At 71.6% G+C, this 13,110-nt stretch carries 11 protein-coding genes; 5 read left to right on the top strand and 6 right to left on the bottom strand.

Translation table 11 applies throughout. The features are described 5' to 3' along the window. Positions 1-30: 30 nt before the first annotated feature. A complete protein-coding gene (locus tag ACIRR8_RS08340) occupies positions 31-561 on the bottom strand; it encodes a MarR family winged helix-turn-helix transcriptional regulator (protein WP_404060544.1) in 531 nt (176 codons plus the stop codon). A gap of 157 nt (positions 562-718) precedes the next feature. Here ACIRR8_RS08340 and ilvA point away from each other — a divergent pair, with 157 nt between their 5' ends. From ilvA to ACIRR8_RS08325, 3 genes are all read left to right on the top strand, one after another. Further along, the gene (ilvA, locus tag ACIRR8_RS08335) at positions 719-1,948 is read left to right on the top strand and encodes a threonine ammonia-lyase (protein ID WP_404060541.1); all 1,230 of its coding nucleotides are present in this window, start codon (positions 719-721) and stop codon (positions 1,946-1,948) included. 125 nt (positions 1,949-2,073) lie between these two features. Beyond that, on the top strand, positions 2,074-3,057 hold the full coding sequence (locus ACIRR8_RS08330) for an ATP-binding cassette domain-containing protein (RefSeq protein ID WP_404060539.1): 984 nt from the start codon (positions 2,074-2,076) through the stop codon (positions 3,055-3,057). Continuing rightward, entirely contained in the window at positions 3,054-3,917 is an 864-nt protein-coding gene (locus ACIRR8_RS08325) for an ABC transporter permease (RefSeq protein ID WP_404060537.1), read from the top strand. The genes ACIRR8_RS08330 and ACIRR8_RS08325 overlap by 4 nt, the downstream gene beginning before the upstream one ends. 94 nt (positions 3,918-4,011) lie before the next feature. On the opposite strand, the gene greA is transcribed toward ACIRR8_RS08325, so the two are convergent. Together greA and ACIRR8_RS08315 are read right to left on the bottom strand one after the other, a co-directional pair. Then, a complete protein-coding gene (gene greA, locus ACIRR8_RS08320; protein ID WP_030561462.1) occupies positions 4,012-4,509 on the bottom strand; it encodes a transcription elongation factor GreA in 498 nt (165 codons plus the stop codon). Between the two features lie 205 nt (positions 4,510-4,714). After that, positions 4,715-5,131 (bottom strand): DUF4307 domain-containing protein, encoded by a 417-nt coding sequence (locus ACIRR8_RS08315; RefSeq protein ID WP_404060535.1) that lies wholly within the window; start codon positions 5,129-5,131, stop codon positions 4,715-4,717. 132 nt (positions 5,132-5,263) lie between these two features. Here ACIRR8_RS08315 and mca point away from each other — a divergent pair, with 132 nt between their 5' ends. Together mca and ACIRR8_RS08305 are read left to right on the top strand one after the other, a co-directional pair. Then, positions 5,264-6,145 (top strand): mycothiol conjugate amidase Mca, encoded by an 882-nt coding sequence (mca, locus tag ACIRR8_RS08310; protein ID WP_404060533.1) that lies wholly within the window; start codon positions 5,264-5,266, stop codon positions 6,143-6,145. Position 6,146: 1 nt separating this feature from the next. Beyond that, complete coding sequence (locus ACIRR8_RS08305) at positions 6,147-6,380, top strand: hypothetical protein (RefSeq protein WP_404060530.1); 234 nt, start codon at positions 6,147-6,149, stop codon at positions 6,378-6,380. Between the two features lie 29 nt (positions 6,381-6,409). On the opposite strand, the gene ACIRR8_RS08300 is transcribed toward ACIRR8_RS08305, so the two are convergent. The 3 genes from ACIRR8_RS08300 to ACIRR8_RS08290 form a co-directional block, all read right to left on the bottom strand. Further along, positions 6,410-9,679, bottom strand: a complete 3,270-nt coding sequence (locus tag ACIRR8_RS08300; protein ID WP_404060527.1) for a tetratricopeptide repeat protein — start codon at positions 9,677-9,679, stop codon at positions 6,410-6,412. A gap of 122 nt (positions 9,680-9,801) precedes the next feature. Further along, positions 9,802-11,055 (bottom strand): hypothetical protein, encoded by a 1,254-nt coding sequence (locus tag ACIRR8_RS08295; protein WP_404060524.1) that lies wholly within the window; start codon positions 11,053-11,055, stop codon positions 9,802-9,804. A gap of 92 nt (positions 11,056-11,147) precedes the next feature. Beyond that, the gene (locus tag ACIRR8_RS08290) at positions 11,148-12,764 is read right to left on the bottom strand and encodes an endo-1,3-beta-xylanase (protein WP_404060521.1); all 1,617 of its coding nucleotides are present in this window, start codon (positions 12,762-12,764) and stop codon (positions 11,148-11,150) included. Between the last annotated feature and the right edge of the window lie 346 nt (positions 12,765-13,110).

The following is a 13,110-nucleotide window of genomic DNA, read 5'->3' as shown; positions in this document are numbered from 1 at the left end:
GGGCCCGAGGAGGGGCGTACGGATGAGGGCTCAGTCACTCTGCGGCGGCTGGTGCGCGGCCTGGCGGGCGGCCAGCGAACCGTTGAACCGGGTGAGCAGCGCGCAGAAGGTGTCCCGCTCCTCCTGCGTCCAGCCGTCCGTCACCTGGGACATCAGCTCGCGCCGTGAGGCGCGGACCTCCTCCAGGCGGGCCTGGCCGCGCGGCGAGAGCTGGAGGACGACGGCCCGGCCGTCCTCCGGGTGCGACGTGCGCTTGACCAGGCCGGTGTCGACGAGCGGCGCGACCTGCCGGGTCACGGTCGAGGAGTCGATCCCCATCCCGGCCGCCAGCGCCTTGACGCCCATCGGGCCTTCCTTGTCCAGGCGGTTGAGCAGCAGGTAGGCAGCCCGGTCCATCGAGTTGCGGACCTGGCCGACACCGCCGAGGCGGGTCTGCTCGGCACGGCGGGCGAAGACCGCCACCTGGTGCTGGAGGGAGTCCAGCAGGCGGTCGGGACCCGGGTGTTCGGGGGCGGCGCCCCCGGAAGGAGACGCAGCAGTCGTCATGTCCTGAGGGGGCATGGCTGGAAGCTCTCTTCGTGCGGTGTCGGATGGGTGGGGGACAGAGTACGCGGCCCCGGGGCAACGCGTACCAGTGCCGCACAAACCTGCGGACACCACCGCAGGCCGCCATGAGACAAGTCTGCCGCGACCGCCCGGAGCTGCAAGACTTGCGGACATGATGTTCCGCGCGACCTCCCGGCACCCGGCCCTGATCCTCGACGATGTCCGGGGCGCGCAGAAAATGCTGTCCGGGGTGGCCAGGGTCACCGCACTGGAGGGCAGCCGGCACCTGAGCGAGCTGGTCGGCGCCCCGGTCCACCTCAAGTGCGAGAACCTCCAGCGCACCGGCTCCTTCAAACTGCGCGGCGCCTACGTCCGCATCTCCGGCCTCACCCCGGTGGAGCGGGCCGCCGGGGTCGTCGCCGCCAGCGCCGGGAACCACGCCCAGGGCGTCGCCCTCGCCTCCTCCCTCCTCGGCGTCCGCTCCACCGTCTTCATGCCCGTCGGCGCACCGCTCCCGAAGGTCGCCGCCACCCAGAGTTACGGCGCCGAGGTGCGGCTGCACGGCCAGGTCGTCGACGAGACGCTGGCGGCCGCGCAGCGGTACGCGGAGGAGACCGGCGCGGTCTTCATCCACCCCTTCGACCACCCGGACATCATCGCGGGCCAGGGCACGGTCGGCCTGGAGATCCTGGAGCAGTGCCCGGAGGTCCGCACCATCGTCGTCGGCATCGGCGGTGGAGGCCTCGCGGCCGGGATCGCCGTCGCGGTGAAGGCGCTGCGCCCGGACATCCGGATCGTCGGCGTCCAGGCCGAGGGCGCCGCCGCCTATCCGCCCTCGCTCGCCGCCGGACACCCGGTCTCGCTGGACAACCCGGCCACCATGGCCGACGGCATCAAGGTCGGCCGCCCCGGCGACGTCCCGTTCACGTTCATCGAGGAGCTGGTCGACGAGGTCCGCACCGTCACGGAGGACGAGCTCTCCAGCGCGCTGCTGCTCTGCCTGGAGCGGGCCAAGCTGGTGGTGGAGCCTGCCGGGGCGAGCCCGGTGGCCGCGCTGCTCAGCGACCCGGAGGCGTTCCGCGGCCCGGTGGTGGCGGTGCTCTCCGGCGGCAACGTGGACCCGCTCCTGATGCAGCGCGTCCTGCGCCACGGCATGTCCGCCGCCGGCCGCTACCTCAGCCTGCGGCTGCGGCTCACCGACCGGCCCGGCGCGCTGGCCACCCTGCTGGCCACGCTGACCGTCGCCGACGCCAATGTGCTCGATATCGGCCATGTGCGCACCGACCCGCGCCTCGGACTGACCGAGGTGGAGGTCGACCTCCATCTGGAGACCAAGGGCCCCCGCCACTGCGAAGAGGTCGAGGCGGCGCTGCGCGCGGAGGGGTACCGGGTCATCGGCTGACCGTCCGGTTCCTGCCGGATGGCCGAATCGCGTTATTCAGCGCGCGGTGAGGCCCGGTGAATCCTAGGATCGCTCCCGAAACCACGTACATGTACGTCATCCGTGAGCGACGGGGGAGTCCCTCTATGCCAGGTGCCATCCATGCCGAAGGTCTGGTCAAGACCTTCGGCGACGTACGAGCCCTGGACGGAGTCGACCTCGATGTGCCCGAGGGCACCGTCCTCGGGCTGCTCGGACCCAACGGCGCGGGCAAGACGACCGCCGTCCGGGTCCTCACCACCCTCCTGCGGCCCGACAGCGGAAGTGCGTTCGTGGCCGGGATCGACGTACTGAAGAAGCCCAACGAGGTACGCCGCTCGATCGGACTCTCCGGACAGTTCGCCGCGGTCGACGAGTATCTGACCGGCCGCGAGAACCTCCAGATGGTCGGGCAGCTCTACCAGATGAGCGCCCGCGACGCGAAGGCCCGGGCCGGCGTCCTGCTGGAGCGGTTCAACCTCGCCGACGCCGCCGACCGTACGGCCAAGACGTACTCCGGCGGGATGCGCCGCCGGCTCGACCTCGCGGCCGCGCTGGTCGTCTCGCCGCCCGTGATGTTCATGGACGAGCCGACGACCGGGCTCGACCCGCGCAACCGGCAGCAGCTGTGGGACGTCATCGAGGACCTGGTGGCCGGCGGTACGACGCTGCTGCTGACCACGCAGTACCTGGAGGAGGCCGACCACCTCGCCAACGACATCTGCGTCATCGACCACGGCAAGGTCATCGCCCGCGGCACCTCCGACGAGCTCAAGGCCCGCACCGGCGGCGAGCGCGTCGAGGTCGTCGTGCACCGCCCGGAAGAGATCGAGCCCGCCCGTTCGGTGCTCGCCTCGCTCGGCAAGGGCGAGGTCGCCGTCGTACGGATCTCCCGCAAGCTGACCGTCCCGGTGAGCGGCGGGGCCAAGCTGCTCGCCGAGATCATCCGCGAGCTGGACGGCAGCGGAGTGGAGATCGACGACATCGCGCTGCGCCGCCCGACCCTGGACGACGTCTTCCTCTCGCTCACCGGCCACGCGGCCGAAGCGGAGGAGAACGGGGACCACGCAGACAAGGAGGAGACCCCGTGAGCACCACCACCAAGGACGCTCCCGTCCTGACCTCACGGCCCTCCGGCGGTATGGTCCAGTCGGCCAAGGACTCGCTCGTCGTCGCCAAGCGGAACCTGATCCGCATGGCCCGGATTCCGGAGATGTTGATCTTCGGACTTATCCAGCCGATCATGTTCGTGGTGCTGTTCACCTACGTCTTCGGCGGCTCGATCAGCATCGGCGGCTCCACCGACCCGCAGCTGTACAAGGAATTCCTGATGGCGGGCATCTTCGCCCAGACCGTCACCTTCGCCACCGCGGGCGCCGGAGCCGGCATCGCCGACGACATGCACAAGGGGCTCATCGACCGCTTCCGGTCGCTGCCGATGGCCCGGGGAGCGGTCCTCACCGGACGGACGCTCGCCGACCTCGTCCAGACCACGCTCACGCTCGTCGTCCTCGCGGGCGTCGCGCTGATCGTCGGCTGGCGGGCCCACGAGAACATCGGCAAGGTGCTCTGCGGCTTCCTGCTGCTGCTCCTGCTCGGCTACGCGTTCTCCTGGATCGGCGCGCTGATCGGCCTCTCCGTACGGACCCCGGAGGCGGCCACCTCCGGCGGGCTGATCTGGCTCTTCCCGCTGACGTTCATCTCGAACGCCTTCGTGCCGGTCACCAACATGCCGACGTTCCTCCAGCACGTCGCCGAGTGGAACCCGTTCAGCGCCACGGTGGCGGGCGCCCGTGAGCTCTTCGGCAACACCATGCCGGGCGTGCCGAAGTCGGTCACCGGCGCCTGGCCGATGGAGCACCCGGTCCTCGCCTCGGTCCTCTGGTCGATCCTGATCATCGTGGTCTTCCGGACCCTGGCGGTCCGCAAGTACCGCTCGGCGACCGCCTGAGGCGGCGGGGACCGACCGACGACGCACAGGAGCCCCGGCCTTCGTCGAGAAGGCCGGGGCTCCTGTGCGTCGTTCCGTCGTGGTGGGCCGGACGTCAGCCCGTGTACGGCTTCGCCGCCAGGATCTTCACCGTGGCCGTCTTGCCGTTCGGCAGCTCGTACTCCGCGTTGTCGCCGGTCCGCTTGCCGTTCACGCCGATACCGAGCGGGGACTGCGGGGAGTACGTCTCGATGTCGCCGCTGGCGTACTCGCGGGAGGCGAGCAGGAACGTGGTCGTGTCGTCCTCGTCACCGTCGAAGGCGATCGTCACGACCATGCCGGGCTCGACCACGCCATCGTCGGCCGGCGCCTCGCCGACCTTCGCGTGCTCCAGGAGCTGGGTGAGCTGGCGCACGCGCAGCTCCATCTTGCCCTGCTCCTCCTTGGCCGCGTGGTACCCGCCGTTCTCCCGGAGGTCACCCTCCTCACGGGCCGCCGCGATCTTGACGGCGATCTCCGTGCGCGCGGGACCAGACAGGTACTCCAGCTCCGCCTTGAGCTGGTTGTACGCCTCCTGCGTGAGCCAGGTGACGTTTTCGCTGGTCTGGGTCACAGGTGCTCCTCGTCGGTACTGGGAATACAAAGCATCGCCCTACCCGGAAGCATGTGCTTCTTCGGGTGGGCGAAACCACGAGCCTAACAATTCCCCAGGAAAAGGGGGAGAAGGTAAACCGTCACACGTCCGGGTGGGCTCCGGGTGGGCCGCATCGCCGCCGTAAGAGCGCAGGTCGGAGGCGGTACGGAGGGGAGGGAAGAGGTCAGCCGGTGGGAGAGTCGCCGGCCGTGCAGCCCGTGAGCTCGACGGCGGTGGCCCGGGCCCGGGTCCGCATCACCACCAGCTCGTCGATCCGGCTCGCGCCCGGGGCGAAGCGGGTCTCCTTGCGGCCGACCTCGCTGCCGTCCTTGCTCAGCGCCCGTACGGTGCAGTAGCCGTCGGTCTCGCTGCCCTTGCGCACTTCGAGGTGGGCCTCGGTCCGCGTGTCGGAGACGATGTCGAACTTGATCAGCTCGGCGTTGATGCCCTGGCCGGTCACGTATCCCCAGCCGATCCAGCCGACCAGGCCGAGCAGTGCGACGCCCAGCACCGAACCGATGATCTTCAGCTTGTGGTCCGCGCGCTGATCGTCGCCCCTGCCGTACCGCCCCTGGGGCGTGGCTTCGCGAACCGCCGTCATGATCTTTCCCTCCGGTCCGGGCAACGAGGAATTTTCCACCTTCCCGTTCGGTCACTATAGAAGTCGCCCGTTCGTCACCCGACCGCGCCCCGACACCGACACAGCAGGATCTACGACACCGAGGATCGAGCTTTGACTGAGCAGCTGCGACTGATGGCCGTTCACGCCCACCCCGACGACGAGTCGAGCAAGGGCGCGGCCACCATGGCCAAGTACGTGTCCGAGGGGGTGGACGTGCTGGTCGTGACCTGCACGGGAGGCGAGCGCGGCTCCATCCTCAACCCGAAGCTCCAGGGTGACGCGTACATCGAGAAGAACATCCACGAAGTGCGCAAGAAGGAGATGGACGAGGCCCGGGAGATCCTGGGCGTCCAGCAGGAGTGGCTCGGCTTCGTCGACTCCGGCCTCCCCGAGGGCGACCCGCTGCCGCCGCTGCCCGAGGGCTGCTTCGCGCTGGAGGACCCCACCGTCGCGGCCGGCCGGCTGGTGGCGAAGATCCGCGCGTTCCGGCCGCAGGTCATCACCACGTACGACGAGAACGGCGGCTACCCGCACCCCGACCACATCATGACGCACACGATCTCGATGATCGCGTTCGACGGTGCGGCGGATGCGGAGGCCTTCCCGGAGGACGAGTTCGGGCCCGTCTGGGAGCCGAAGAAGCTCTACTACAACCAGGGCTTCAACCGGCCGCGCACCGTCGCGCTGCACGAGGCGCTGCTCGCGCGCGGCCTGGAGTCGCCGTACGGGGAGTGGCTGGAGCGGTGGAAGGAGTTCGAGCGGGTCGAGCGCACGCTGACCACGCACGTTCCCTGCGACGAGTTCTTCGAGATCCGTGACAAGGCGCTGATCGCGCACGCCACGCAGATCGATCCGGAGGGCGGCTGGTTCCGGGTTCCGATGGAGGTCCAGCGGGAGGTCTGGCCGACCGAGGAGTACGAGCTGGCGAAGTCCCTGGTCGATACCTCCCTCCCCGAGAGCGACCTCTTCGCGGGCATCCGCGACAATGCCTGATATGTACGCGACCCAGGCACTGACGCACGTCGTCCCGCTCGCCGCCGAGCTCGACAAGAACAAGGTCACCCCCGGCGTTCTCGGCTTCCTCGTCTTCGCGGCCCTCGCCGTCGGCGTGTGGCAGCTGATGAAGTCGATGAACCGGCACATGGGGCGGGTGAACTTCGAGGAGGCGCCCGACCCGGCCGCCTCCGAGGCCGCCGAAGGCGCCCCGGGGGCTCGGGCCGAGAAGTAGCCCGGAGCCCCGGGCGCGGGGTTCCGTCCTCAAACGCCGGACGGGCTGGTCGGGGCCGGTACGCCCATCACCTCCCGGGAGTGGCGGGTCGGGGTCAGGCCCAGGCGCCAGGCCTGCCAGCCGTCCTCCAGGTCCACGCCGCGCGCCAGGGCCACCGCGAGGGCCTCCGTGCACCGCCCCAGCCCGCCGTCCCGGGCCGGGTGGTGCTCGGCGGCCAGCTCCGCCAGCTCCTGCTGCGCCACCACCGTGCCCACCTCACTGCCGCCAGGTGAGGCGTACGGCAGCAGCGTGCACCGCAGGAACCGGGCCCAGTCGCGCCCGCGCTCGTCCCCGTACGACGCGAACAGCTCCGCCGCCTCGCCGCACAGCGTGAGCGCCTGCGGCGCCCGCCCGTTGCCCGCGTCGATCAGCGCCAGCTCCAGGCACGCCCACGCCTCGCCGTGCGCGACCCCGATCCGCCGGAAGTCGGCCCGCGCGTCCATCAGGAGCTGCCGGGCGAAGCCGGAGTTGCGCAGGTTCCCGGTCTGCGCGGCCCGCTGGTCGCGGGTGACCCGGCCCGAGTGGTGGCGGGCGCAGGCGAGCCCGTACACGTCCCGCATCCGGGAGAACATCGTCCGGGCCCGCTCCAGCTCCCGTACGGCCTCCACCGCGTCGCCGTCCTCCTCCAGCGCCTGGCCCAGGTAGTACAGCGTCCACGCCTCGCCGCGCGCGTCCTCGTTGTCCCGGTGGCGGGCCAGCGCGTCGCGGAGCTGCTCCAGGGCGGCCCCCGGGTCGCCGTCCAGCAGCCGGGCCCGGGCGAGCTGGGTGATCGCCCAGGCCTCGCCGCGGCCGTCGCGGGTGCGGCCGTACAGCTCCAGGGCGGTGGACAGGGCCTCCTCGGCGGCAGCGACCTCTCCCGTACGCAGCCGGACCTGGCCGAGCTGGAAGCGCGTCCACGCCTCCCCGTGCAGCGACTCGCCTTCGCGGTGCAGCGTGAGCGCGGTGTCCAGCAGGGTCAGCGCGCGGGCCAGGTTGCCCCGGTCGCGCTCGACCGCCGCCAGCGCGTGCAGGGTCCAGGCACGGTCCTCGGCCTGCGCGTCGGAGGCCTGGAGCTCCAGCGCCTCGCCGAGCCGGGCGGCGGCCTCGGTGAGGTTGCCCTGGTGGTGCAGGGTGATGCCGAGCGAGCAGAGCGCCAGGGCCGCGCCCGCGTCGTTGTGCGCCTCCCGGTAGAGGCCGACCACCGAGGAGAGCGTGGTGCGGGCCTTGTCCAGCTCACCGAGCTGCCGGGCCGCGATCCCCGTACGCCACTGCACCGACCGCTCGAGCAGCCCGTGGTCGACGGAGCGGGTCAGCTCGCTGATCTCGCCGAGGCGGTAGAGGTCGCCGCGCAGCAGGCAGTAGTCGCAGAGCGCGCCCAGCAGGTTCAGCACGGTGGCCTGGTCGACGCCCTCGCTGTGGCGCAGCGCGGAGGTGATGAAGCTCGACTCGTCGTCCAGCCAGCGCAGCGCCGAGTCCAGCGAGCCGAAGCCGTGTGCGCCGAACTGTCCGGCCCGCGTCGACATCTTCCCGTCGACCATGCGGATCACGGCGTTGGCCAGCTCCGCGTAGTTGGTCAGCAGCCGCTCGTGTGCGGCGGCCCGCTCTGCGGGCTCCTCCTCGTCGAGCAGCCGGGCCAGCGCGAAACCGCGGACGAGGTCGTGGAGCCGGTAGCGCGATCCGCGTACGTGGGTGAGCAGCCCGGCCCGGGTCAGCTCGGCCAGCCGCCGCTCGGCCTCCTGCTCGTCGGCGGCCAGCAGGGCGGCGGCGGCAGCGGTACCGAGGCTGGCCCGGCCCGCCAGCGCGAGCCGCCGCAGCAGCCGGCGGGCCGGCTCGCGCTGGTCGGTGTAGCGCAGCCAGAGGGCCCGGTCCACCGGCGAGACCGGACCGTACGCGCGCAGATCCTCGGCGAGCGCGCCGCGGGTACGGGCTCCGAGCGCGGATGCGGCCACGCGCAGCGCCAGCGGCAGCCCGCCGCACAGCTCCACGACGGCCTCGGTGGCCGGATAGTCGTACGGCCCCGCCTCCTCGCCGCCGGCCACCTCGCGCAGCAGCTCCTCGGCGCCTCCCGCGTCCAGCGGGCCGACCGGCAGGTGGTGGACCCAGGCCGGAACGTCCTCCGGCAGCTCCAGCGGCTCGCGGGCCGTGACGATGACGAGGCTGTCGGAGCGCTCCGGGATCAGGGTGCGGACCTGTCCGGCGTCGGTCGCGTCGTCGAGCACGATGGTGACGGGCGTGCCGGTCAGGTGCTGGTGGTACAGCTCGCCGAGGCGCCGTACGTGCTGCTCGGCGGCGGACTTCCCGTACGGCTGCGTGGCGCCGGAGGCTCCCGGTGTGGTGCCGTCCCGGAAGAGGAGCTGCTCACGCGGTGCGCCGAGCCGGTTGAGCAGGTGGAGCAGCGCGTCCCGGGTCGGCAGCGGGCTCTCGCCGTCGACCTGGCCCCGCAGGTCGACCACGCAGGCGCCCCGGAACTGGTCCTTGAGCGCGTGTGCCGCCCGCACCGCGAGCGCGGTGCGGCCGGAGCCCGGATCGCCGTGCAGCACGACGACGGTGGGCCGGGTCTGCGTGGAGGCGCGGGCGGCATGCACCCACTGGGCGATCTGGGCGAGTTCGGCCCGGCGGCCGGTGAACGGCCCGTCGGCGCTCGGCAGATGGCCGAAGGACTGCTCCAGCACGACCCGGGTACGAGCGGCGGCGCTGCGGTCCCCGCCGCGCAACTGCCGTACGACCGGAGCCTTCCGGGTCTTGGCGGCGCGGGTGGTGGGGGTCAGCATGCGCTGCTGGTCGAGGTACGGGCGGATGCCCCGTACCTCCAGCGCCGTCAGCCACTGGAGCCGCAACTGCTCGGCCCCGCCCGGCTGTCCGGCCGCTCCGGCGCGGCGGTGAGCGGCGGGCCAGTGCGAGGCGGTCGCCCTCGCCACGGTCGTCGCGGCACCGGCCACCGCGACGACCGCGCCGGCGCCGAGCGCGGGACCGGCGGCCGTACCGAACGCCAGGTCCGCTCCGAACGCCGCGACGGCGGCAACTCCGGTGACCAGGAACGGCGTTCCGAGCGTCTCTTTGGTGAGCCGCTCCGACAGCGGCCGCTCACCGGCCGCCGTCGCGTCGAGTGCCTGCGTGTACGCGGCGTACTCCTCGCGCGCTCCCGCCGCGATGGTGTCGAGCGCCGCCGTGGCCCGCGCCATCAGCACCCCGGAATCGGTCCGGCCACCCGTGCGCCGCGCCTCCTCCTCCACGGCCCGCACCAACAGCCTTTTCGCTTCCGCCCGATGGCTGTCCCGCATGTGTGTCCCCCTCCGTCAGCGGCGTCCCGGCGTCCGGCACCGGCCGTGGGAGGACCGGCGCCGGATTCAAGTGTGCTGCGGACGGCGCTCGCGCGCGAGTGGCCCGGGGGGGCGCAGCGGTGTCAGCGGCAGCGGGCCGTGAAGCCGTTGTCGGCGAGGCCCCGGCAGAACGACGCCCTGGCGGCGGTGTAGCGGGACAGCCTGCCGTCGACGAACCAGGTGGTGTCCGGGGCGAAGTCGAAGCTGCCGTCGTCGATGCCGTCCCAGCCGTACCGGAAGTCCAGGTTGATGTAGACGACGGACCTGATCACGCCGCGCAGATCGTGCTCGCCCGGCAGGTTGGGGATCGGGCCGCGGTAGTTCATCAGCGAGAACAGCCGCTTGACCCACTGGTCGCCGCGCTGCTCCTCCAGCCCGCGCGTGGAGCCGTTGTCGGCGGTGAAGTTCATCATCCCGGCCTCGGCGAGCACGACCGGCTTGCCGTGGTCACGGGCGAACTTGACCAGCTTGAGCACGTTGGCGTCATGGTCGAAGGTGCGCCAGACGGCGGCCGGGTTGCCGTGGGCGTCGGTGCCGATGTAGGCGTTGCGGCACTGGCTGGTCCCGATGTCGTAGTTCTGCGGGGGCGTGCCGTTGTAGAGGTAGCCCCGGTCGTGGATCGGCAGGCACAGCTCATGGGCGAAGACGGAGACGCCCATCCAGTCCACCGCCGCGTCACCCGGATACATCGCCTCGAACTCGCCCCGCACCGGGTGGAAGACGAACTGGAGGTTGCGCGGTGTGGAGCGGCCTTCGAGGTAGCCGGCCAGCCGGTTGAAGGCGTTCTTGTACGAGGAGCAGCTCGCGTCGGTGCAGTGGTAGAAGCTGCTGACCTCGTAGTCCAGCCGCAGCTTGAACGTGGCCCTCGGGTAGGCGTTGGCGAAGGCCACCAGCCGGTCCAGCGAGGAGGTGTGGCCGCCGGAGGCGATCTCCGCGGTGACCGCGCGCGACCGGGCCGCCTTGGCCGACTCGTCGCCGCCGTCGAAGCCGGGCGGGTTGTCCTTCCAGCTGATGCCCACCTGTACGGTCCCGCCCCGCGCGGCCACGTGCTCGGCGAAGGTGCGGTGCGCCGGGCCGACCCAGTCGCCCTTGCGCAACTCGTAGTAGACCGAGCCGCCGTCGGCGCCGGTGGCGAAGGTGGAGAAGTCGTCCAGGGCGCCCTTGGTGGACTGGCCGAGGAGGAGTTCGGGCGCGGCGGCGGCGGTGGCGGCTGTCGGGATCGTGGCGGGGGTCGCGGTGGCGGGGGTCGTCAGGAGCAGTGCGGCGGTGAGAGCCGCGGTCAGGGAGGTGAGAGCGGCGCGGACGCGGCGGCGGTTGCGGGGGCGTTCGGGGGACACGGGGGCCTCCTGGGGAGGGGGTGAGGGGGAGATGCGGGGCCGCCGTACGGAGGGAGGGGCCGTACGGCGGCCGGTGCGGAGAGGAGCACGGGTCAGCGGGCGGTCCAGGTGTAGGTGGGCGTGGTGGTCTGGTGGGTGACGGTGGTGGGCTGGTAGTTGAAGGAGTACGTGAGGGTCGAGCCGGCCGGGACGGTCACCGGGAACTCCCAGCGGCCGTCACCGTGGTCGTAGGTGAGGAAGTGGTTCTGCGGGGAGCCGCCGTTGAGGCGGTACTGGACGGTGACGAAGGTGGCGGTGAAGCCCCTGGGCCGGAACCAGACGGTGGCGGCGGGGGTGCCGGTCACGCCTTGGGTGAAGTCGCCCGGGGCGGGGTCGGTGGGAGTGGGCGTAGGCTTCGGGGTCGGGGTGGGTGTCGGTGTGGGAGGCGGCGTCGGGGTCGTACCGCCGCTGCCGTTCGTCCACTGCGGTTTCCGGATCTCGGCGAGGAAGTTGTTCAGGACCGTCGGGTCGGCCTGGACCCGGGAGTCGCCCCAGTTGCCGTTCGCGCAGCCCGGTCCGCCGGCCTGGGCGCCGGGCTGGCACTGCCACTGGGTCTGGGCGTCCCAGTTGGTGTTGATGTAGGCGGCGGAGCGGATCACGTCCCGGTTGCGGGCGACCCAGTCGAAGTAGCCGGCGTGCCAGCCGTCCCAGATGGCCTGGCCGCTGGAGCCCGCCGGGTTGTTGCGGAAGATGCAGCTCCTGGTCTTCGCGCCGGTACGGGAACCCTGCGGCGCCGCCTCGGAGACCGCGACCGGTTTGCCGTGGGCGCGGGCGAAGTCGAGCAGGCGGTTCTGCAGGCCCACCGGGTCGGTGTCGTACGTACCGCAGCCCCACTGGGACTGCACGGAACGGGAGTTGTAGAAGGAGGAGGTGCCGACCCAGTCGACGTAGGCGTCACCGGGATACCACGTGTCGAAGTGGCGGGGGTCGGTGACGATGTAGTGGTAGTCCGGGCGGTCGGGGTGGGTGTTGACCGGCCAGGCGGCGCTCTGCCAGACGGTGGCGACGCGGGCCGCGCCGAGGGCGTCGATGCGGCCCTTGATGAAGCGGAACGCCTCCTTGTAGAAGTCGGAGTTGTAGCAGTTCCAGGGGCCGTCGAACTCGTAGCCGATGCGGAGCAGGACGTCCCGGTCGTAGCCCTTGAGACGGTTCACCATCTCGTCGACCTTGGCCTGGTACTGCGTGATCAGGTTCGGGTTCCCGGCGGTGACGTCCGCGTCGTCGCGGCCGATGATCGCCCGCAGCGGCTGGTTGCCGCATCCGCTGGTCGCGTCGGAGAGGTAGAGGCCGACGGCGAGCGTGGCGCCCGGGTACTCGCGCAGGGTGCGGGCGAAGTCGACGGTTCCGGCACCCCAGTTGGCCGGGCCGGTCATTCCCGCGAGCGGGGCCGGGGAGCCGCCGAGGACGAGGTTGGTGTAGAGGGTGACGCCGCCGGGGGCCGGGGCGGCGAGCGCCGGCTTGGCCAGGACGTCGGTGCGGTAGTCCGACAGCGTGTCGCTGTCCTGCCCCATCACCAGCATGACCTTGCCGTCGGCGGGTACGCCCCGCCCGGCCGGCGCGGCGGCCCCGGCGGGAGTGTTCGGTGCGGCGAGGGCGACGAGCGCCCCGAGGGCCACGGCCCCCGCCACGAAGGCTCGGTGCAGCGGTCGTTGATGCCAGCGGACGGTCATGGCGGCTCCGGATTCGGCTACGGCGTCGGCTGCGGCGCGACGCGGTGAGGTGAGCGCTCGAATGATGGAGGCGGGCGGCGGCGAGGACAACAGTCGCCGAAAGTTTCGTAAAGCTGCGCAGGTCAGCCGTGGTGGTCGCACGAAAACGCCAACTCGGTTCCGTGCAGGCGGGTTTGTTGGCTGGATGAGCAGGCCTGGACGGCTGGATTCGCCCGCTTCGTGGTGTATGCGGTAGTGGGGTTTCGGGAATCCGCTCGTGATTTTCGCGAAACTCTTGACACTATTTTCGAAGCCCGCGACCTTGGTGCCCACTCGTCCAGCACCTCTCCCAGCACCTCTCCCGGAG

Origin of the sequence: Streptomyces sp. NPDC101178 (assembly GCF_044767965.1) — a bacterium.
In the GTDB taxonomy this organism is placed as follows: Bacteria; Actinomycetota; Actinomycetes; order Streptomycetales; family Streptomycetaceae; genus Streptomyces.
This window is presented reverse-complemented; position numbering and strand designations above follow the sequence as displayed.